The organism is Rosenbergiella epipactidis (assembly GCF_018494055.1).
In the GTDB taxonomy this organism is placed as follows: Bacteria; Pseudomonadota; Gammaproteobacteria; order Enterobacterales; family Enterobacteriaceae; genus Rosenbergiella; species Rosenbergiella epipactidis.
The window spans coordinates 302,344-322,451 of record NZ_JABBFQ010000003.1 but is presented as its reverse complement, the minus strand read 5'-3'; the positions used below and the strand labels follow the sequence as shown (position 1 = coordinate 322,451).

General features: G+C 49.5%; 20 protein-coding genes. 5 read left to right on the top strand and 15 right to left on the bottom strand.

What is annotated here, in order from left to right:
- The 6 genes from folC to pdxB form a co-directional block, all read right to left on the bottom strand.
- The gene (gene folC, locus HGT71_RS07090; RefSeq protein ID WP_214217160.1) at positions 1-1,257 is read right to left on the bottom strand and encodes a bifunctional tetrahydrofolate synthase/dihydrofolate synthase; all 1,257 of its coding nucleotides are present in this window, start codon (positions 1,255-1,257) and stop codon (positions 1-3) included.
- A gap of 71 nt (positions 1,258-1,328) precedes the next feature.
- A complete protein-coding gene (gene accD, locus HGT71_RS07085) occupies positions 1,329-2,243 on the bottom strand; it encodes an acetyl-CoA carboxylase, carboxyltransferase subunit beta (protein ID WP_048912333.1) in 915 nt (304 codons plus the stop codon).
- A 145-nt stretch (positions 2,244-2,388) separates the two neighbouring features.
- Positions 2,389-3,048 (bottom strand): DedA family protein, encoded by a 660-nt coding sequence (locus tag HGT71_RS07080; RefSeq protein ID WP_214217159.1) that lies wholly within the window; start codon positions 3,046-3,048, stop codon positions 2,389-2,391.
- 11 nt (positions 3,049-3,059) lie between these two features.
- Entirely contained in the window at positions 3,060-3,884 is an 825-nt protein-coding gene (gene truA / locus HGT71_RS07075) for a tRNA pseudouridine(38-40) synthase TruA (protein ID WP_214217158.1), read from the bottom strand.
- Positions 3,884-4,891: an aspartate-semialdehyde dehydrogenase gene (locus HGT71_RS07070; RefSeq protein ID WP_214217157.1), complete on the bottom strand. Its 1,008-nt coding sequence runs from the start codon at positions 4,889-4,891 to the stop codon at positions 3,884-3,886. Before HGT71_RS07070 ends, truA begins: the two co-directional genes overlap by 1 nt.
- A 58-nt stretch (positions 4,892-4,949) precedes the next feature.
- Entirely contained in the window at positions 4,950-6,080 is a 1,131-nt protein-coding gene (gene pdxB, locus HGT71_RS07065; protein WP_214217156.1) for a 4-phosphoerythronate dehydrogenase PdxB, read from the bottom strand.
- Between the two features lie 200 nt (positions 6,081-6,280).
- Here pdxB and HGT71_RS07060 point away from each other — a divergent pair, with 200 nt between their 5' ends.
- Positions 6,281-7,318, top strand: a complete 1,038-nt coding sequence (locus tag HGT71_RS07060; protein WP_214217155.1) for a flagella biosynthesis regulator Flk — start codon at positions 6,281-6,283, stop codon at positions 7,316-7,318.
- Here the strand turns inward: HGT71_RS07060 and HGT71_RS07055 are convergent, their stop codons facing one another.
- Positions 7,319-7,759: a rhodanese-like domain-containing protein gene (locus tag HGT71_RS07055; protein WP_425328667.1), complete on the bottom strand. Its 441-nt coding sequence runs from the start codon at positions 7,757-7,759 to the stop codon at positions 7,319-7,321.
- An 85-nt stretch (positions 7,760-7,844) separates the two neighbouring features.
- On the opposite strand from HGT71_RS07055, the gene pdxR reads away from it, so the two are divergent.
- The 3 genes from pdxR (at position 7,845) to HGT71_RS07040 (ending at position 10,792) form a co-directional block, all read left to right on the top strand.
- Positions 7,845-9,284, top strand: a complete 1,440-nt coding sequence (gene pdxR / locus HGT71_RS07050; RefSeq protein WP_214217153.1) for a MocR-like pyridoxine biosynthesis transcription factor PdxR — start codon at positions 7,845-7,847, stop codon at positions 9,282-9,284.
- Between the two features lie 720 nt (positions 9,285-10,004).
- Entirely contained in the window at positions 10,005-10,469 is a 465-nt protein-coding gene (locus HGT71_RS07045; protein WP_214217152.1) for an STM2901 family protein, read from the top strand.
- Positions 10,463-10,792, top strand: coding sequence for a DUF1493 family protein (locus HGT71_RS07040; protein ID WP_214217151.1), 330 nt, complete (start codon positions 10,463-10,465; stop codon positions 10,790-10,792). The genes HGT71_RS07045 and HGT71_RS07040 overlap by 7 nt, the downstream gene beginning before the upstream one ends.
- Before the next feature lie 15 nt (positions 10,793-10,807).
- Here the strand turns inward: HGT71_RS07040 and HGT71_RS07035 are convergent, their stop codons facing one another.
- Together HGT71_RS07035 and fabB are read right to left on the bottom strand one after the other, a co-directional pair.
- Positions 10,808-12,001 carry an arabinose transporter gene (locus tag HGT71_RS07035; protein WP_214217150.1) on the bottom strand — a complete coding sequence of 398 codons (1,194 nt, stop codon included), beginning with the start codon at positions 11,999-12,001 and terminating at the stop codon, positions 10,808-10,810.
- An 89-nt stretch (positions 12,002-12,090) separates the two neighbouring features.
- Complete coding sequence (gene fabB, locus HGT71_RS07030; protein ID WP_048912349.1) at positions 12,091-13,311, bottom strand: beta-ketoacyl-ACP synthase I; 1,221 nt, start codon at positions 13,309-13,311, stop codon at positions 12,091-12,093.
- Positions 13,312-13,464: 153 nt separating this feature from the next.
- On the opposite strand from fabB, the gene mnmC reads away from it, so the two are divergent.
- Entirely contained in the window at positions 13,465-15,453 is a 1,989-nt protein-coding gene (gene mnmC / locus HGT71_RS07025) for a bifunctional tRNA (5-methylaminomethyl-2-thiouridine)(34)-methyltransferase MnmC2/FAD-dependent 5-carboxymethylaminomethyl-2-thiouridine(34) oxidoreductase MnmC1 (protein WP_214217149.1), read from the top strand.
- Here the strand turns inward: mnmC and HGT71_RS07020 are convergent.
- The 6 genes from HGT71_RS07020 to prmB are packed head-to-tail and all read right to left on the bottom strand — an operon-like array spanning position 15,446 to position 20,026.
- Complete coding sequence (locus HGT71_RS07020) at positions 15,446-15,739, bottom strand: YfcL family protein (protein WP_214217148.1); 294 nt, start codon at positions 15,737-15,739, stop codon at positions 15,446-15,448. The genes mnmC and HGT71_RS07020 overlap by 8 nt on opposite strands.
- A 27-nt stretch (positions 15,740-15,766) precedes the next feature.
- Positions 15,767-16,312 carry an elongation factor P hydroxylase gene (locus HGT71_RS07015; protein ID WP_048912352.1) on the bottom strand — a complete coding sequence of 182 codons (546 nt, stop codon included), beginning with the start codon at positions 16,310-16,312 and terminating at the stop codon, positions 15,767-15,769.
- An 18-nt stretch (positions 16,313-16,330) separates the two neighbouring features.
- On the bottom strand, positions 16,331-17,125 hold the full coding sequence (locus HGT71_RS07010) for a TSUP family transporter (protein ID WP_214217147.1): 795 nt from the start codon (positions 17,123-17,125) through the stop codon (positions 16,331-16,333).
- Positions 17,126-17,134: 9 nt separating this feature from the next.
- Positions 17,135-17,959 carry a penicillin-insensitive murein endopeptidase gene (gene mepA, locus HGT71_RS07005; RefSeq protein WP_422047213.1) on the bottom strand — a complete coding sequence of 275 codons (825 nt, stop codon included), beginning with the start codon at positions 17,957-17,959 and terminating at the stop codon, positions 17,135-17,137.
- A gap of 13 nt (positions 17,960-17,972) precedes the next feature.
- A complete protein-coding gene (gene aroC, locus HGT71_RS07000) occupies positions 17,973-19,052 on the bottom strand; it encodes a chorismate synthase (RefSeq protein WP_048912355.1) in 1,080 nt (359 codons plus the stop codon).
- A gap of 38 nt (positions 19,053-19,090) precedes the next feature.
- Positions 19,091-20,026, bottom strand: a complete 936-nt coding sequence (gene prmB / locus HGT71_RS06995) for a 50S ribosomal protein L3 N(5)-glutamine methyltransferase (RefSeq protein ID WP_214217145.1) — start codon at positions 20,024-20,026, stop codon at positions 19,091-19,093.
- Positions 20,027-20,108 lie beyond the last annotated feature (82 nt).

The following is a 20,108-nucleotide window of genomic DNA, read 5'->3' as shown; positions in this document are numbered from 1 at the left end:
TTACTGCTCCTTATTGCTCAACGCCATAACCGCCGCAACGGTATGAAAAGATCCACAAACTAAGACGACATCGTCTGCATCCGCTTGCGACAACGCTGCCTGCCAGGCCTGCTCAACCCGGTCATAACACTCTGCCTCAGGCAACGATTGCTGTAACCGCTGTGCCGAGGCCCCTCGTGGCCCGTCTAGGCTAGCGCAATACCACTGATCCACGGCTTCAGATAATATCGTGATTGTCCCCTCGATATCTTTATCGTGAAGCATACCCAGTACGCCGTGAACTTTTCCCTTGGGGGCGAGCTGTTCGATTTTTTCCACCAGATAACGTGCCGCATGGGGATTATGCGCAACATCTAAAATCACCAAAGGAGAATGTTGCACAATCTGGAATCGCCCAGGCAAGGTTGCGGTGGCAATAGACTCTCTCAGTACGGCTTCACTTAGCGTAAGTCCAGAGACGCGCAATGCTGCCAGCGCAGTAGCGGCGTTTGCTAAGGGGATCTGTGGTAGCGGTAACTCTGTCAATTTGCCTTGAATATCTTGGAACTGCCAGCTGTGTGACGAAGCGCTATAGGACCACTCTTTACCCCGGGCTTGGAGAATCGCGCCTTTATCCTGCGCCACCTTACTGATGGTAACGGGCATATCCGGTTCGCCGACCACCGCAGGTTTGCCTTGGCGGAATATACCGGCCTTTTCTCGGCCAATGCTTTCGCGGTCCGGCCCTAGCCAATCGGTATGGTCGAGCGCGATCGATGTCAGCACCGCAACATCCGCATCAACAATATTGCTCGCATCGAGTCGTCCACCTAATCCCACCTCAAGAATCACCACATCGAGATCAGATTGCTTAAACAGCTGTAACGCTGACAGAGTGCTAAATTCAAAAAAGGTTAACGAGGTTCCCCCACGGCCTTGGTTAAGGCTATCGAAGCTCGAAATATGCTGTTGGTCACTCAGTTCTTGACCGTTAATTCGTACGCGCTCAGCATAGCGAATAAAGTGCGGGGAGCTGTAAACCCCAACGCGATACCCTGCTGCCATTAATAAGACTTCTAAGGTACGGCACGTTGTTCCCTTACCATTCGTCCCCCCTACCGTGAACACAAATGGCGCTGGCTTGAGAAGATTCAGTTCGGTCGCAACATGACGGATACGATCTAAGCCAAGTTCAATGGCTTGACCATGTAACTGTTCAAGGTAAACCAGCCATTCCTCTAGTGAGGAAGACGAGTGTGGGTGATGAGGCTTAGACATGGTATGAATTTTTCGCTAAAACAATGATAAAAAAGACGCTACCAGAGCGTCTTTCAATGTGCAATATAGAATTAAGCGTCGCTAGGCGTTTGCTCGACCTTCTCAGGCTCTGGTGGCAGCTCTTCAGGAAGCGGAGCCGGAAGATTCATCATCTTCGCCAATAAGCTTGCCAGCTTAAAGCGTAATTCAGGGCGACGAATAATCATATCAATCGCCCCTTTTTCGATAAGGAACTCACTGCGCTGGAAACCAGGCGGTAATTTTTCACGTACCGTCTGCTCGATCACTCGCGGACCCGCAAAACCAATAAGCGCCTTAGGTTCACCGATATTCAGATCACCCAGCATCGCAAAGCTTGCGGATACACCGCCCATTGTAGGGTCAGTCAGTACCGAGATATAAGGTAAACCCCGGTCACGCATTTTCGCTAACGCTGCACTGGTTTTTGCCATCTGCATTAACGATGTTAACGCTTCTTGCATACGTGCCCCGCCACTCGCGGAGAAACAGATAAGTGGGCAACCATCTTCTAATGCTTGTTCTGCAGCTCTTACAAAACGCGCTCCGACGACTGCACCCATCGATCCCCCCATAAAGGAGAATTCAAAGGCAACCGCCACGACAGGCATACCATGAAGCTGCCCTTTCATTGCAATCAGAGCGTCTTTTTCACCGGTCTCTTTTTGCGCCGCGACAATACGGTCTTTATACTTTTTAGAATCGCGGAATTTCAGTAAGTCACGCGGTTCTAATTCGCTTCCCAGCTCAAGTGTGGTTCCTTGATCAAGAAAAGTATTCAGACGGTCACGTCCATGCATACGCATGTGGTGGTCGCATTTAGGACAGACTTCGAGATTACGTTCTAGCTCAGCACGGTAGAGTACTTGGCCACAACTTGTACACTTTGTCCAAATCCCTTCAGGAATACTCGCCTTACGGGCAGGGGCAACATTTGTTTTGTTAAGAATGCGTTCAATCCAGCTCATTGAGGACCTTTCTGTTTGAACCTGGTTTTACCAGTCACTGTGTTTCTGCTGAATGATTACTCAACAGCCAATAAATAGCGCTCATTAAACCACAACCGTGAGGTTCTGTGGATAAAAATATGGAGCGATTATACAGATATCAGCATTATGCTGAAGGATCTGTATTATTCTTTTTCGCCCGATGGCGGATTACTTCAATAATGCCAGGCAGTACCGAGACCACAATAATCGCGACGATCAACAAGTTGATATTGCTTTTCACTACCGGTAGATCACCGAAAATTGCCCCAGCGTAGCTAAATAATGCCACCCAGCATACGCCGCCGATAAGGTTATAAAAGCCAAATTGGCGATAGCTCATGCGCCCCATTCCTGCAACGAAAGGCGCGAAGGTCCTAATGATCGGAACAAAACGCGCCAAGATAATGGTTTTCCCGCCGTGCTTATCGTAGAACTGGTGCGTTTTATCGAGGTAGCTCTGGCGAAAAATGCGCGAATTTGGACGGCTAAAGAGTTTTTCGCCAAATAAGCGCCCGATGGTGTAGTTCAGCGCATCGCCCAGTACGGCGGCAATCACCAATAATCCTACCATCATATGTACGTTTAACCCATTACTCGGCAAAACAGCCAGCGCACCCGCGATAAACAATAGGGAGTCGCCCGGTAAAAATGGCGTCACCACCAGCCCCGTCTCACAAAAGATGATAAGAAAGAGGATGGCGTAGACCCATAATCCGTAATGCGCGATTAACGCCGTTAAATGAACATCTATATGCAATATAAAATCAATGATCATTGATAGCATTGCATAACTCCTTATTGATGAAAGTGATTATCGTCTGCGAGGAAAAGCGGCCCCAACGCAGGTGTCGGTAATGCAAAATGCTCGGGATAGTCAACGGCAACTAAATAGAGCCCTTCCGCTCTCGCGGTTGCCGCCGCTTTTGTCCGATCGCGCAATGCTAAGAGCTCCGCGATCCACTGTTCAGGCTGATTTCCCATCCCCACTTCTAGCAGACTACCGACAATATTCCGCACCATATGGTGGACGAAAGCGTTGGCTTTGATGTCGATAATCACAAAGCTACCTTGGCGTACAACATGAATATGTGAAATATTGCGCCATGGCGTCCGCGATTGACATTGTACTGCCCGAAACGAGGTGAAATCGTTCTCTCCCAACAGACTCTGTGCAGCGCGATGCATTTTATCGGTGTCTAAGGGATGATAAAAATGCGTCAACCCTTTCCCGAGAATAGCTGGACGTAAGCGCTCGTTATAAATCACATAGCGATAGCGCCGTGCCGTCGCGCTAAAGCGGGCATGGAATTCATCCGGTACCGCTTTAACCCAACGCACCGCAACATCGTCGGGTAAATTTGCATTGACCCCTAACGTCCAAGCGGCATCCGCCCGTTTAGCTTGCGTTTCGAAATGAACCACTTGTCCTGTCCCATGTACCCCAGCATCCGTTCGCCCGGCGCAAAAAACATCGATGGGATGATTAGCGACTTGGGTCAGGGCTTTTTCGAGAACCTGTTGAACACTGCGTACTTCGCGTTGGCGTTGCCAACCATAATATCGGCTGCCATCGTACTCAATCCCCAGTGCAATTTTGTACGGTGCTTCAGCTGTCGACATTACAAATAATCCTCGATCAGGCGCTCTGCAGTTTTCACCGCCATTAAGGCACCTCCGTAACGGACGTTATCCGCTACTGACCAAAACTGTAACCCTTCAGGCTGGCCATAATCTTGACGGATAGCACCAATATACAGCTGATCTTGGCCTGTACCTTCGCTTACCGGGGTCGGGAAGTCGTGTTCCTCACTCACCGCCAGATCAGCTTGCTCACTCAATACTTGTTGGGCTTCATCCGCTTCCAGCGGACGCGCAGTGATCACACGAACACTTTGCGCGTTACCATAAAACACCGGCGCTTGGAGCGATGTCACACTCAATGGGAAACTTTCGTCTTGTAATATTTTACGGACTTGATCGACGACACGGCGTTCTGCCGCGACACTGCCCTGCTCATCGATCGCCAGCGGCATCATGTTGAAGGCTAATTGACGACCAAAGTGATAGTTCTCAGGCGGGATACCGTTGAGTAAGCGTGCGCTTTCACCCGCCAACGCATCGACTGCAGATTTCCCTTGAGCCGAAACCGATAACAATTCAGTTAGCTGGATAGATTGGACACTGGCAGCCTCATTAAGCGGGGCTATTGCGTTCATCAGCTGGCTCACTTGGCTATCGGCCACCGCTATAATGTTACGATTACGGTAGTCGGCCAGGGTGTTGTCATTGACGCCAACCACGGCTAAGGGGACATCATGAGCTAACGCAAAGAGTCCACTGCTATCGATAACAATACATCCTGCGTCCGCGGCGAGATCCGCATAGTCAGCACTGGCTTGTTGTCCCGCGACAAAAAAGGCTAATTGGCTGTCGCTCCAGTCATGATTGCGCGCATCCTGAACGAGGTAATTTTTTCCGGCAAAACGAATAGATTCACCTGCACTCTCTTCAGTGGCCAGTAGCGTAACGTTACCGACCGCAAACTGACGCTGCTCTAAACACTCAATTAACGCACGGCCAACGGCACCGGTCGCACCTAAAATAGCAATATTCCAACCCTGGGACATGGGGTACTCCACACTAAATTAACGGGATGAGTCACACCCACCCCAACAACAACTGAGCCTAAGCGCAGTACAAGGTATTGAATCCGAGTTGACGAAGTCGTTCAGCCGTCGAGGCAGTCGAACAGCTAACGGTTAATGAAGACCATTCGCGGCGCTCTTGATATTGCTTTCTTAGCCGGTCAAATCCCCCTTCATCAGCGATATGCTGCCTAAGCAATGCATCATCGCGGCGCACATCATACACGAGATGGGCTAAACGTTTTAGAAGTGACTGCGAAAACTCGCCTGTGACCTGAATCGCGCTAATATCCGGCTGAGGCAATAATTCACTCAGGGTAATGTGTTCTGGCTGGCCGATAAACGCGGTCCACGCTTCATAAAGTTGCGTGGTTCCCCGCACTTTACCTTCTAAGGTGTAGCCGGCGATATGGGCCGTCGCGATATCGACTTGAGCCAGCAGTTGCCGGTCGAGATCGGGTTCTGGCTCCCACACATCCAATACCACACTCAGATCGTTGCGCTCAGTCAGCACCTGCTTAAGGGCTTGGTTATCTACCACCGCGCCTCGGCAAGCGTTGATCAGTACACAGCCAGGGCGTAATGCTTCGAGCAGATGGCGATCGACACAGTGCCAGGTTCGGTAGGCACCCTGTTTAATGAGTGGTGTATGGAAGGTCAAGATATCGGCTTGTGCCGCGACATCTTCTAATGAAAGGAACGTTTCTTGATCACCACGATCGGCTCGTGGCGGGTCGCATAATAGCACCTTCATTCCCAAGGCTTCACAGCGAGCTTGCAGGCGACTGCCGACATTGCCGACACCGACGATACCAATCGTCTTATCACATAACGCATAACCGTCGCGTTCAGCCAATAGCAGCAACGCGGAAAAGACATATTCTACCACCGCAATAGCGTTACAACCGGGTGCTGCGGAAAATGCCACACCTGCCGCCTCGAGGTCCGCCAACTCGACATGGTCAGTGCCTGCCGTCGCCGATCCCACAAAAGCTAGCGGCGTGTCGGTCACCAGCTGCGTATTAACCGGTGTGACCGAACGCACCATCAGTGCTTGGGCATCCTGTAATTCGCTTACCGGCAGGGGCCGGCCTGGGACGCGTACGACCTCTCCTTTACGACTGAATAACTCTTGCGCATAGGGCATATTTTCATCGACAACGATTTTCATGATTTGGCCTAGAAGGTAAAAAGAAAGCGTTAAGATATTCTGTCATATTCTTAGGCTGAAAACACCTGAGATCGATTCTCATCAACAGGACAAATAATGCGGTAAAAGGCAGATTGTTGCTTGGGATTTTATTGGGGGATTGTTATGATAGCCGGCTATTCTCCGGTCATCCGGTTCTTAGTTTTTGTAAGGATGTTGCCATGCAGCCACTCAGCGGCCCTCGCGGATATTCCGACGGTCCACACCGTCACGACTTAACCTCCCCGAATAGCCTAAAAGCTAAGCCGTTGCACAGTGAAGTACTTTCCTCCGCGCAACGTACTGCGCTGGAACGCATCATCGTTAAAATTTTGGCAATCAGTAGCCTTAAACCGCCGGCGCTTTGGGCCGGAATCCGCCACCACGTTAACGTCAGTGGCGACGCCGAACTGCTGTCGTCTCACTTTCCAGAAGCAGAAAAGTGGTTACAAGGCGTCCTTAAGCAAGAACAGAATAATCATCTAGCACGCCGCCAATTACAGCAGCTTACCGATTTACTTCCTCAAGGAAATAATCGGCAAGCCGTCAGCGAATACATTCGCCAGCAATTTGGGCAAACCGTGCTAAGTGCCCTGACTCAGGCACAACTGCAGCAAGTATTAACCCGTCTTCAGCAAGGGCAGATGTCGATCCCGCAACCGGTACAAACCACCGCCACCGCGCGGAGCCTCCTGCCAGCCGAGCATTCGACACTTAGCCAGCAAGTGGTCAAATTATCCGTCGCCAACGGCGAGTCACCCATCAGTGTCTGGGAAACGTTACATAGCTTGGTCGGCTTAAAAGACGGCGACCCGATTCCCGCCAAGCACTACCCTCTGTTAATTCAATATTTACAGGCTCGCCAGCAGTTGGTGGGACAGGGTAGTCTTTTACTGCCACAGCTATTGCAAGGCTTAAAACACCCTGCAAGCAGCCTAGAACTTGAGCAGGCAGCAGTATACTGCCAACAGCATTACCACTTAGCTGCGGACGCCTGCTTATCACGTGTGCAAGCACAAGATCTTCTCAATGTGCTATTTAGCCACCGTGCTGGCTTCGGTTGGCGGCCGCCACAAGGTGCACTCACCGCGGGGCCTATTCCGATTTATCATCCCGCGCCGCCTGTTACTGGGCAGACAAGTTTTTGGCCATTCTCTCCCCGGGTTACCCTAACGATTATTGGGATAGTGCTACTGTTTCTCTTTATTGTCTGGCTCTAATTAGCATCCACACTGTATCGACGCTGCATCAGTGGGCCAAGTGCTTGGCTCGCTGCCTTCGATAATTGGATGGTTATCCCGACGCCAAAAATCTAAGCCGCCAATCAATTCTTTTACCTTAAATCCGGCTTGCGCGAGGTTATACGCCCCTTTGGTTGAGCCATTACATCCTATTCCATCGCAATAGGTGACATAATGAGCCTGTTTAGATAACGACGCCAATGTCAGAGCATTCATCTCGCGATGGGGAAAGTTTATCGCGCCGGGAATATGGCCGAGGCGGTAATGGTCGGCAGAACGGACATCGAGTATTATGTATTCTGCGCTATCACGCTGGCAGCTTTCTGCTAAGTCCCAAGCATCAATATAATACGCCAATTTGGCGGTTAAGTAGGCTGCACTGTCGGCAGGGTCAGCGTAATGAAAAATTGAGTCTGTCATCGTCATTCTCCTTGAGTGGTCTACACAGAATATCGCACTATTAAGGCTCTAATCAGACCCATTTCCGATAAAGTATCAGACCACTATGACAAAGCGCTCTTCAATTTGGTTATCCCTGACCTTAGCCGAACGTGGGAATCGCGTCACACAGCTATGCCGAGTCCTGAGAGCGGCTATTCAAAAGGGGCAATTGGGGCCTGGGGAACGTTTGCCTTCTAGCCGTCAATTAGCCACCGATCTGGGCTGCTCGCGAACGACGGTGGAAGCGGCATATCAACGATTAACCACACAAGGTTATCTGACGCGACATCTCGGTCAAGGGAGTTTCGTGACACAACGTGGTTTAGCGCTATCGTCACCGACTTACCAAGGATTACCCCCGACATTATCAAATCGGGGACAACAGCTCTTAGCTCAGTCTCAGTGTCTGGACCCGCGGACGATACAGCCATTCAGTGCCGGCGTACCCGATGTGAACGCTTTTCCGTTACATCAGTGGGCCGAGGTGACTCGTCGAGTAATGGAATCATTAGCACCAGAGCAACTGCTTTACGGTGACCCGCAGGGACTGGCAGAGTGCCGCAAAGCCATTAGCCATTATTTAGCGTTATCCCGCCAAGTTAATTGCTCGCCTTCGCAAATTATTGTGATCAACAGTTCACAACAAGGCCTGCAATGGCTGGCTCATATACTGCTGGATGAGGGAGAGACCGTTGTGACCGAGGCGTTATGCTACCCAGGAGCGGTCAATGCTTTTCGGCAAGCGGGGGCGGTTCTTGCCCCGCAGCCTATGGATCAAGACGGTGCGATCCCTCCGACCCATCACGCCAAGTTGGCTTATCTTACACCGGGACATCATTACCCTTTAGGGATGACAATGAGCGAATCTAGACGTCAGCAATGGCTAGATTGGGCTACTCGCCATCAAAGCTGGATTATTGAGGATGACTATGACGGTGAATACCATTACCGCAATGACCCTCCGGCCTCCCTGCAACGACTCGACCGTGGCCAAAAGGTCATCTATCTTGGAACATTTTCCAAGACACTCTTTCCCAGTATCCGACTTGCCTATATGGTCGTGCCCCCCGCCCTTGTCCCCCAGTTAGCGAGCGCACGGCAACGTCTCGACAGTCACACCGCGGTATTATCACAAGCCGTAGTCGCTGCGTTTATTTCAGAAGGTTATTTTGCGAGTCACCTTCGTTTGATGAAAAAACTCTATGCCGCAAGACGCGCTCTGCTGATTGAGTTACTGAAAGAGTGCCCAGCAGATACCGTTCGTTTGCTGCCATCCGAAGGCGGGCTACAACTGGCTATCGAATATCTTAGAAGAAGTACCTCTGCGATCACGGCTGCTGCCAGCCATAAAGGGCATGTGCTCGCTGAACTTGCCCCACTGTGTTTGATCACTCCAGTGATTAATGGCTGGATACTCGGCTTCGCGGCGCTGACTCCGCAAGCGATACGTCAAGCGGTTACGCTGTTGAACGAGGTGTTGCAGAGCGCAACATCGTTAGACTGACCCAATAAGATCAGACGACTGGCCAAGCGTTATCTCCTTCATAGTCATTTTATGGATCTCAATAAATTACCAAATTAAGGCTCAGAAATATTTATCTCTTCCCACAACGTCAACGACGAGACGAAAAAAATCGTATGATGCTTTATTCCTATTAAGCTAAAGGTTGAATACACATGCTGTAGTCTAAAAAAGAGAAACTAATATAGAGATCCTGAGGTAATAACTTTAGGGCAAGTAGGGATTATTCAAGAAAATTATACTTTGGATAAAATTTTCATCTTGCCAGAGAAACAATTCAGAGGATATGGTTGGAGGTTGTTGAAACAAACTATCTGGTAATAACTTCACTCGGGGAGTAAATGACTTAATAATCGACTTTCTAGCTATACAGACTAATAACGGTTTAAAAATTCTTTTTAGCGGTTGATAAAATATAAAATAATAAAAGCCTCTAGCTTGTGAACTAAACTCACCTATCGGTTTTTAGCAGAAGATTATGTAGTGATAAAATCCCCCTTACTCGCTCGCACAGGACGTTGTCTCTATTCCACCTTGCAGCACCATTGCGTGTACCGGATAAATATAGAGTGAAATAGTTAAAAAAGATCTAGAAGATTGTCGCAATCCACTCCGTGAATATTATCCATTCACTCAGGGGATGATTTTTATAATGTGCACTTATCATAGTGTGTGCTTGGAATAAAAATAGGAAAGGAATCAATGGATACGGTAGAGGAATTAAATGGTACTTATTTCTATGCGGGAAGACAAAATCTTACCGCTGCTGAACTTTTATTCATGATCTTTTGTGAAAATACAGCAGTCCAATTCGGTATTGGTGTGGCAGATTTTAGTGCAATTATCGCTATTGTTTCAGGGAGAAATAACTTGAGTACAAGAGGAAAATTAGCCAACACGACTAAAGGGACCTCTTATGCATCCAAAAGTGCGAGGGCTATATTCGGTAAAACAAAATTTCCCTTTGGATTATCATTACCTACCTGGCTTGGTGGTTACACACCTTGGACGGTTCGTCGCGTTATGGTTCACAACATTGCGTCCTTCGTTGGCCGTTCTATTCCATTGCTCGGAGTAATGATCCTTGCCTCTGATGTCACTCAAATTACCTACAGAACCCTTCGAGACTATAACACCATAGCGAGAGGCAGCGATAAAGTATGGTAGAAGAAAGTATTGAGCAAAGAATCTATGAACTTGTGCGCCCTTATGCTGGCACTTATCTATTCAACTTAAAGAAAGTTGAGCTAACACCTGACACTGATTTAGATACAGATCTCAGTATTGACGAGCTTGAAGTCGAAGATCTGATGAATAACTTTTTTGATAAGTTTGATGTCACACGGGGTAATTTTAAACTTCAAACTTATTATCCTTATGAACCTTTCTTGTTGAACCCTTTCAAAAAAAGAGCTCCGATACCAGTGCCTGACTTCACTCTGCGCATGCTGATCGAATCAGCGAAAGCCGGACGGTGGTTATACGATTAAACTTTTTTCAAGCGGTTACGCTGTTGAACGAGGTGTTGCAGAGCGCAACATCGTTAGACTGACGATTACCCCAATCAACGCGCAACAAGCGCCGGCTAGGTAGACAGCGCCGTAGCCTGCGCTATTTGCTAAAAACCCTGCCAAAGGCCCCGTGGCCCCATAGGCAACATCTTGAAAGGCAGAGAAACACCCTAGCGCGGTGCCGCGCACCTGTGCGTCTACCCGCTTCATGATTTCGACACCCATAGCTGGGAAGACTAATGAGCACCCGGCTCCCGTTAACGCTGCCCCCACTAAAGCATGCCATGCCTGCTGGCTAAAGCAGAGCAGTAATAAGCCAGCCATTTCTACCCCTAGCGAGATAATGGTGACTTTGATACCGCCCATTTTATCCGGAATTCCGCCAAAGAAGACACGGATTAAAACGTAAGCCAGCCCAAAAATAGTTAAGGTATAGCCCGCATTTCCCCAATGTTCCGCAGCGAAATAGAGGGAGATAAATGCACCAATCACTGCAAATCCCACTCCCTGAAGCGCTAATACGGCACCGGGCGTCAAAATCTGTTTCAACACTGTGGTAAAGCCCGGACGATCGCCGCCACTTACCGGCACCGCAGGGATTTTGGCATTACACAATAGCGCGACAATTGGACAGGCTATACACGCGAGACTCACCCCAAGAAAATCGAAATGATGATAGAGATAGAGCCCAATTGGCGCACCTGCTGCGAGCGAGCCGTAGATAGCCATACCGTTCCAAGACATGACAATCCCCGAGCGTGGCTGCCCAATAAGGCCAAGTCCCCAAGTCAGGTTCCCTGTCAGTAAAAAGCTTTCGCCTAAGCCCAGTAAAATACGTCCTAACAGCAGTAGACTAAATTGCAGCCACACAGAGTGGCTAGCAAAAACGGACAGCAAATACGCCACGCCCACCAAGGCAATCAACCCCATGCCGAGTCGGGTAGTCTGCTTAGCCCCTTGCTGATCAGCTTTTTTCCCGGCAAACCCTCGATTAGCCAATGTCGCGAAGAATTGAATACCTACCGCGATACCAACCATCACATTATTCATTCCAAGACCATCATGAACGAATAAAGGGATAACCGGTAATGCGATACCCGCAGTGAGATAGGTTAGAAATACAGCAAAAGAGGTTACCGCTACCGGTTTTACAGAACGCTCTTCAGGACGGCTCTTGTCCTCTGTCATCACTATGACTCCTTTTTAACTACGGGGGAATTTTATTTAAGCCAATAAAAACGGCAGCCTAAGCTGCCGTTTTTTCAACGATAAATTGATTATGACGTAAATTTACGCATCGTCAATGTCGCGTTGGTCCCGCCGAAGCCAAAGCTGTTTGACATAACGGTCGTCAGTGCGCGCTCGGTCGGTTGAGTGATAATGTTCATCCCTTCTGCTGCTGCATCTGCTTGTTCGATGTTAATGCTTGGTGCAATAAAACCGTGCTCCAACATCAGTAGGGTATAGATCGCTTCTTGAACGCCTGCAGCCCCCAAGGAGTGACCTGTCATCGCTTTCGTTGCAGAAAGGGCTGGTGTATTGTCACCAAAGACTTCACGGATAGCGCCTAATTCTTTCACATCACCGACTGGAGTCGAGGTGCCGTGAGTATTCAGGTAATCGATCGGCGTGTCCAGACCTTCCATCGCCATCTTCATACAACGTGCTGCACCTTCACCTGAAGGGGCAACCATGTCGGCACCATCAGAGGTTGCGCCGTAGCCAACGATTTCCGCATAGATATGCGCACCGCGTGCTAACGCATGTTCAAGCTCTTCGACCACGACCATACCGCCGCCGCCTGCAATAACAAAGCCATCGCGCTCTGAATCGTAAGTACGGGAAGCTTTCTCTGGTGTGTCGTTATATTTAGTTGATAACGCACCCATTGCATCGAACTCGCAAGCCAGTTCCCAGCACAGCTCTTCACCACCACCAGCGAAAACAATATCTTGTTTACCCAGTTGGATTTGTTCCACTGCATTACCAATACAGTGTGCAGAGGTCGCGCACGCAGAACTAATGGAATAGTTCACACCGTGAATTTTAAACGGCGTCGCTAAGCAGGCAGAAACACCTGAAGCCATCGCTTTAGTCACGACATAAGGGCCAACCGCTTTCAAACCACGTGGGCTACGCATGGCGTCAGCACCAAAAACTTGGAAGCGCGGAGAACCGCCGCCTGAACCCGCAATTAATCCCACACGTGGATTATTTTGATATTGCTCTTCGGTCAGCTTCGAATCTTTTACCGCTTCTGCCATAGACAGATAAGCATAGATTGATGCATCGCTCATAAAACGCACAACTTTGCGATCAATTAAGCCTGTGGTATCCATTTTAACGTTACCCCAGACGTGGCTGCGCATGCCTGCATCTTTCATTTCATCGGAAAAAGTGATTCCTGAACGCCCCTCACGAAGAGAAGCCAACACTTCCTGCTGATTATTACCAATGCTGGAAACAATCCCCAAGCCAGTGATCACTGCACGTTTCATTCACATTCCTCATAACAACTATCATCTTATGGGGTGCACTTTAGCGTACAGTTGTACGCCGAACAACCCCCTATACTCAAACTCTTTGTAAATTTGCCTATAAATTGTGATATCGCTAGACTATTCACAAGTCTTCCGCAAAGAGCCCTCGCCGTGAAATCAGCCACTATTAACCATGCAGACCTCGTTTGGAACGAACAAGGTACACCTGTTTCGCAATTTTTCGATGACGTCTATTTTTCTAACGACAACGGGTTAGAAGAAACACGTTACGTCTTTTTAGAGGGTAATCATCTCTCCACTCGCCTACTCGATTCGCAACTGGATACCTTTACCCTTGCAGAGACCGGTTTTGGAACAGGCTTGAATTTTTTGACATTATGGCAAAGCTATCAGCAGTTAGGTCGTCAGAATAGCACCTTAAAATTACCGCGATTACACTTTATTAGTTGCGAAAAGTACCCATTAACACTGGCAGACCTAGAACTCGCTCATGCGCATTGGCCTGAGTTGGCAACCTTCTCACAGGCACTCCGTCAACAATGGCCCGACGCCCTGCCCGGCTGCCATCGCCTCATTTTGGCGCAAGGACAGATTACTCTCGACCTGTGGTTCGGCGATATCAACGACATGTTAGAGGATCTAAAAGCCAATTTAGTTCAAAAGGTTGATGCATGGTTTTTAGATGGCTTCGCACCGTCCAAAAATCCTGATATGTGGACCCATCAACTGTTCGCGACATTAGCGACCACAGTAAAGAAAACAGGCACCTTTGCAACCTTCACCGCAGCAGGCTTTGTACGGCGCGGGCTGGAGCAAGCGGGCTTTAGCGTGACGCGCCATAAAGGCTTTGCCCATAAACGCGAAATGCTAATTGGACAATTAGCGACTCCGCCTGATTACCAACATCCTACCCCTTGGTATCCTCGCCCCGCCGCAAATAAAAAAGAGATCGCTATTGTAGGCGGCGGAATTGCCAGCGCCTGTCTTTGCCTCGCGTTGGTACGACGCGGTTGGCAGGTGACGCATTATTGTGCCGATGCCAAACCCGCTGAAAATGCCTCGGGAAACCGGCAAGGTGCAGTGTATCCGCTGTTGCACGCACAAGATCCGCACCTTGCGACCTTCTTTAGCGCGGCATTTACGTTTGCCAAACGATTCTATCAAGCCCTACCCTTTTCTTTCGAACATCAATGGTGTGGCGTATTACAACTAGGGTGGGATGACAAGAGTCGAAAAAAAATTGACCAACTCGCGGCGCTCTCATTACCGGCCTCGTTAGCAACATTCGTCAGTGCTAACGAGGCGAGTGACCTCGCCGGATTAGCCATCGAACATAGTGGTATTTTCTATCCAGAGGGGGGGTGGCTATCACCCGCCGAATTGACTGCGAAAATTTTTGATTGGCTAAGCACGCAAGGCGTGGTGTGTCATTGGGGATGCGGCGTCGAAAACCTCCACCAGCAGCCTAACGGCGACTGGCAACTCGATTTTGCCCAAGGTGGCCATGCCCAGCATTCGCAAGTGGTCTTGGCCAATGGCCATCAGTTAAACCGCTTCACGCAGACTGAAGCCTTACCTGTATATCCGGTTGCCGGGCAAGTGAGTCATGTCGATAAGCAACAGCCCTTAAGCCAGCTTGCTACGGTACTTTGCTACGAGGGGTACTTAACCCCTTTAAGCGCGACTTACCAAAGTCATTGTATTGGCGCCAGCTATCGCCGAGGGGAGATAGATTGTGATTATTCTGCCGATGAACAACGGACCAATAAACAACGCTTAACACAGTGCCTGCCCCAGAGCACTTGGGCATCATCGCTGGTAATGGGTGATCATGCTCGCGTCGCCGTGCGCTGTGCGATACGCGATCATCTTCCGATGGTCGGCGTATTAAGCGATTATCAACAATTCGTAGAGCAGCCTGCTAGGCCAAAAGAACAGATAGTGGAGAGTTACCATTCAGGTCTCTCAATACTGGGGGGGTTGGGATCGCGGGGCCTGTGCAGTGCGCCATTAGCGGCGGAAATACTCGCCTCGCAACTCGCAGGCGAAGCGCTGCCACTTGATTTATCCACCTTAAATGCGTTGCATCCCGGTCGATTCTGGATACGCAAACGCATTAAAGGCAGACCAATTAGTTAGTGGACGATAACTCTGCTACCGCGCGGTGGTAGAGATCTTCCCACAATTGCGTGACCAGTTTTTGGTCGGGAGGCGAGAGCTCGCCCGCTTTGATCGCTTGAGCAAGACTCTGTTCAACTTGAGCTTTCAAGGCTTCGGGGGCGGCGGACGGCTGATCTTCCAGCTCCGCCACCGCTAAGGTCAAATGCCCTCGCAGGTATCCTCCAGCAAACAGCTCATCGTCAGAACCGTGTTCTACCGTCTTGTCGATACTATCGAGGATATGCTCTTCGAGATCTGTAATCATGACTTTTCCTAAAAATGTTGGCGTAATTTATAACGTCTCAGGCCATGGGAACTGTTCGCTATGTAATGGTTCAGTATGGTAAAAATCCTGCAGAGCGGCAACCAATCGAGCAGGACGCTCAGGTAACCCTTGTTCGAGATAGTGCATCACTTGTGCATGCACTTTACGCTGAAAAGCAACACGATCCGGCTCACAGGTGCCTTCAAGATTGTCGCAGCTAATATTAAACGTAAATCCGGCAGCAACCGAAAAGATCCATTCTAACGCTTGAGGTTTAATCTCAACCTGTTCAAATTGCGCTTGGGTCGTTTCATCCCGCCCGTCAGGGCAATACCAATAGCCAAAATCGACCTGTAATCGGCGTTCTGCTCCGGCGATACACCAATGTGAGATCTCATGAAGTGTGCTGGCGTAATAACCATGAGCAAAAACAATTCGATGATAGTCACACGTCTCATCGGCGGGTAAATAGATAGGTTCATCCTCACCCTTTACCAGTCTTGTACTGAAATCATCAAAGAAACAGTGATCAAATATCCTGATCATGTCCTGATAATCGTGTTGCTGAGTCATAAAGTATTCTTCGTATAATTATAAACCGATGCTATGCATCAGCGCCGCCCCATGGCTGTCCCACAACAGTTTGGCACTCATCACCATCGACACCACCACGACCATTGGTCGTATCAACTTTTGCCCACGGCTTAACACCAAGCGAGCCCCTAGTCTAGCACCGCAGACTGCACCGATAAGCATGATGGCACCTAGGCCCCAAACCACTTTTCCACCCATCATAAAAAACAGTAAGCTGGCAAAATTGGATGTAAAATTAAGTACCTTGGCATGCGCTGTCGCTTTGGCAAGATTAAAGCCCGCCAAGGTGACAAAGCCTAATGCGTAAAAAGAGCCGGCCCCCGGTCCAAAAAAACCATCATAAAAGCCGACACAGCCCCCGCCTACACAGGCGTAGGCCAGTCCTTCGAGACGGGCAACCTTATCCACCTCGCCTAATTTTGGCATGAAGAGAAACCACAACCCGATACCGATCAGCAGCAATGGCAGTACCTGACGTAAAATATCCGCCTTGAGATGCTGGATGGTAAGGGTTCCGACAACTGCCCCAACAAAGGTTAATAATATATTTAACCACTGTTGACGCAGGTCAACAGCCTTGCGCCGGATAAAATAGAGGCTCGCAGAAAAGGAACCGCCTACGGATTGTAATTTATTGGTGGCCAATACTTGGGCCGGGGATAAGCCAGCGGCTAATAAGGCCGGTACCGTCAATAACCCTCCACCACCAGCAATCGAGTCGATAAAGGCGGCAAGTACCGCCACAAAAAACAGTACAACGACCAGTCCAGGCGTTACAACAAACCAATCCATGCCGATTCCTTACAGTAAGTGTTTATCCAACAATGCTTGGCAATTGGCGGGCAGGACCGGTGGCTTAGGTTTCACCGGATGTACACCAGGTTTTGGTGGTTCGAACCAGCTTTGTAACTCTGCGCCACATCCATCACCTGCTGGCGGCGGCGCCTGTTCGACGCATTGTGTATCATTGGCTGGGCAATGTAATCTCACATGCATGTGGGCGCGGTGCGCGAACCAAGGGCGAACTTTTTGTAACCATTGGCGGTCACTCCCCGCATCCAAACATAATTGCTGTTTAATCGCCGGGTTAACAAAGATACGCGCAACCTGCGGGTCTTCAGCGGCTTGGCGCACCATCGTATCGATATCTCGGCTCCAAAGACGACTTACAACCGACTTATCGTCGGCGGTGACCAAATCAAGCGGCTGTGGATGCAGCAACTGCTGAGGTGTCCAACGCTGGCGAGGAAGCTGTAACCAGATGTCGACATCTAAGCCAATCTGATGACTAGCATGACCACTGCTAAAGCGCCCTCCCGCTGGCATCCCCATATCGCCAATTAACACCGTACCGGATGTCTGCTGCGCGATATCTTGGCTAAAACGTTGGATAAATTGAATCAACAAAGGATGACCGAAATAGCGGTGTTGATCTTGGCGCATCACCTGATAATGCTGCGCCTCGAGCGGTAGTGCTTGCGCCCCGATGATACAGCCGTTTGCATAACTACCAATCGGTTGTACAGGCCCCGCGATCGGTTGCTGAATTTTTTGCCATGGCGTCTGTGCAACGGCTGCACACGCTGAAGCAATAAATAGAGCTCCGCCGGCCATCCAGTGTTTCATCATAGTCGTCGCCTTATTTCTGAGAGTGTGAGACATCAGCGCATTGCGCACGATGTCTTAGCAAATGGTCCATTAACACAATAGCGGTCATTGCCTCGGCAATGGGTACGGCGCGGATGCCGACACAAGGATCGTGACGACCGCGCGTGATCATGTCCACTTCTTCACCTTGGCGAGTAATGGTTTTCCCCGGCACGGTAATGCTCGACGTAGGCTTCAGCGCGATAGAAGCGGTAATTGTTTGTCCACTACTGATACCGCCTAAAATGCCGCCAGCGTGATTGCTTTGAAAGCCGTCTTGACGGATCTCATCACGGTGTTGACTACCGCGTTGCTCAACCACCTCAAAACCGTCACCAATCTCGACACCTTTTACGGCATTGATACTCATTAAGGCATGTGCAAGATCGGCATCGAGACGGTCAAATACCGGTTCGCCCAATCCTACGGGGACATTTTCAGCGACCACGCTGACTTTCGCGCCGATCGAATCACCCTCTTTTTTTAAGCCACGCAGTAGCGCGTCTAGTGCCTCAAGTTGATCACTGTCCGGTGAAAAGAACGGGTTTTGTTCAACCTGTGCCCAATCTTTCAATTCGCAACAGACGTCACCCATCTGCGCCAAATAGCCGCGAACGACGACATTATGCTGTAGTTGCAGGTATTTCTTAGCGATAGCACCGGCAGCGACGCGCATCGCGGTTTCGCGCGCCGAGGAGCGGCCACCCCCGCGATAGTCGCGAAAACCGTATTTTTGATCGTAGGTAAAATCAGCATGGCCAGGGCGGTATAACTCTTTAATTTCACCGTAATCTTGTGAGCGTTGATCGGTGTTTTCAATCAATAAACCAATCGAAGTTCCGGTCGTTTTCCCCTCAAACACACCCGACAAAATTTTGACTTGATCAGGCTCGCGACGCTGTGTGGTGTAACGTGAGGTACCCGGACGACGACGGTCTAAATCATGCTGTAAATCAGCTTCTGTTAACGGAATGCCCGGCGGCACACCATCGACAATACACCCGAGTGCGATACCGTGTGATTCACCAAAGGTGGTGACACGGAAAAGTTGACCAATTGTATTTCCCGCCATGTTTTATCCTTATCGTTAATCTATGCTGAAAAATCGACTTATTTCGTCGAATACTTTTCAAAAATAGGCTTACAGTCCAGAAGCTGTTGATAATCCAACATAAAGACGCCATCGCCCCCTTGCTCAAATTCCAGCCAAGTAAAGGGCACTTCTGGGTACTGCTCAATCATATGCACCATGCTGTTACCCACTTCGCAAATCATCACGCCCTCTTCACTCAGGAATTTGGTCGCTTGTGCCAACATGCGGTTCACGAGGATCAAGCCATCGTGACCCGCAGCCAAGCCTAATTCCGGTTCATGACGATACTCATCAGGTAAGTCGTCCATATCCTCTGCATCAACATAAGGGGGATTTGTGACGATAAGATCGTATTTAATCGGTGGGATATTATCGAACAGGTCTGAACACAGTGGGGTAACCTGATGCATCATGCCATGGGCATCAATATTCTGCTCGGTGACGGCTAAGGCATCCGGCGAGATATCGGCCGCATCGACTTCCGCATCAGGGAAAGCATAAGCGCAAGCAATCGCAATACACCCGCTGCCTGTGCAGAGGTCGAGGATATGGCGTGGCGAGCGATTGATTAACCCAGAGAACCCATGATTAATTAATTCGCCAATCGGGGAGCGCGGGACTAATACGCGTTCGTCGACGTAGAACTCGTGACCGCAGAACCAGGCTTGATTGGTCAAGTAGGCGACCGGAATACGCTCAAATACACGACGGGTGACACGTTCCACAATCAATTCACGCTCTGAACGCGTTAACCTTGCCGTGCGCATCTCTTCAGGCAGATCGAGAGGAAGATGTAGGGTAGGTAAAACGAGTTGAACCGCTTCGTCCCAAGGATTATCTGTCCCATGACCATACCAAATATCGGCGGCGGAAAAACGACTAATTGTCCAACGTAACATATCCTGGATGGTATGCAGGTCGCTTACCACCTCTTCGGCAAAAAATTTATCCACATGCCCTCCAGGGCAACTAACAAAACTTTACCTAGTTTGCCACGAACTTATGGTAAATTCAGCTTCAATAGACGGCTATTTT

What these genes read in the sequence shown, in the direction of transcription:
- HGT71_RS07055 (WP_425328667.1), bottom strand. Translation starts at nt 7,759, where the DNA reads ATGACAGACTCAATTTTTCATTACGCTGACCCTGCCGACAGTGCAGCC.
- pdxB (WP_214217156.1), bottom strand. Translation starts at nt 6,080, where the DNA reads ATGAAAATCGTTGTCGATGAAAATATGCCCTATGCGCAAGAGTTATTC.
- HGT71_RS07015 (WP_048912352.1), bottom strand. Translation starts at nt 16,312, where the DNA reads ATGACTCAGCAACACGATTATCAGGACATGATCAGGATATTTGATCAC.
- HGT71_RS07010 (WP_214217147.1), bottom strand. Translation starts at nt 17,125, where the DNA reads ATGGATTGGTTTGTTGTAACGCCTGGACTGGTCGTTGTACTGTTTTTT.
- folC (WP_214217160.1), bottom strand. Translation starts at nt 1,257, where the DNA reads ATGTCTAAGCCTCATCACCCACACTCGTCTTCCTCACTAGAGGAATGG.
- HGT71_RS07040 (WP_214217151.1), top strand. Translation starts at nt 10,463, where the DNA reads ATGGTAGAAGAAAGTATTGAGCAAAGAATCTATGAACTTGTGCGCCCT.
- HGT71_RS07045 (WP_214217152.1), top strand. Translation starts at nt 10,005, where the DNA reads ATGGATACGGTAGAGGAATTAAATGGTACTTATTTCTATGCGGGAAGA.
- HGT71_RS07060 (WP_214217155.1), top strand. Translation starts at nt 6,281, where the DNA reads ATGCAGCCACTCAGCGGCCCTCGCGGATATTCCGACGGTCCACACCGT.
- mepA (WP_422047213.1), bottom strand. Translation starts at nt 17,959, where the DNA reads ATGAAACACTGGATGGCCGGCGGAGCTCTATTTATTGCTTCAGCGTGT.
- pdxR (WP_214217153.1), top strand. Translation starts at nt 7,845, where the DNA reads ATGACAAAGCGCTCTTCAATTTGGTTATCCCTGACCTTAGCCGAACGT.
- HGT71_RS07070 (WP_214217157.1), bottom strand. Translation starts at nt 4,891, where the DNA reads ATGTCCCAGGGTTGGAATATTGCTATTTTAGGTGCGACCGGTGCCGTT.
- fabB (WP_048912349.1), bottom strand. Translation starts at nt 13,311, where the DNA reads ATGAAACGTGCAGTGATCACTGGCTTGGGGATTGTTTCCAGCATTGGT.
- HGT71_RS07035 (WP_214217150.1), bottom strand. Translation starts at nt 12,001, where the DNA reads ATGACAGAGGACAAGAGCCGTCCTGAAGAGCGTTCTGTAAAACCGGTA.
- accD (WP_048912333.1), bottom strand. Translation starts at nt 2,243, where the DNA reads ATGAGCTGGATTGAACGCATTCTTAACAAAACAAATGTTGCCCCTGCC.
- HGT71_RS07020 (WP_214217148.1), bottom strand. Translation starts at nt 15,739, where the DNA reads ATGATTACAGATCTCGAAGAGCATATCCTCGATAGTATCGACAAGACG.
- aroC (WP_048912355.1), bottom strand. Translation starts at nt 19,052, where the DNA reads ATGGCGGGAAATACAATTGGTCAACTTTTCCGTGTCACCACCTTTGGT.
- HGT71_RS07080 (WP_214217159.1), bottom strand. Translation starts at nt 3,048, where the DNA reads ATGCTATCAATGATCATTGATTTTATATTGCATATAGATGTTCATTTA.
- truA (WP_214217158.1), bottom strand. Translation starts at nt 3,884, where the DNA reads ATGTCGACAGCTGAAGCACCGTACAAAATTGCACTGGGGATTGAGTAC.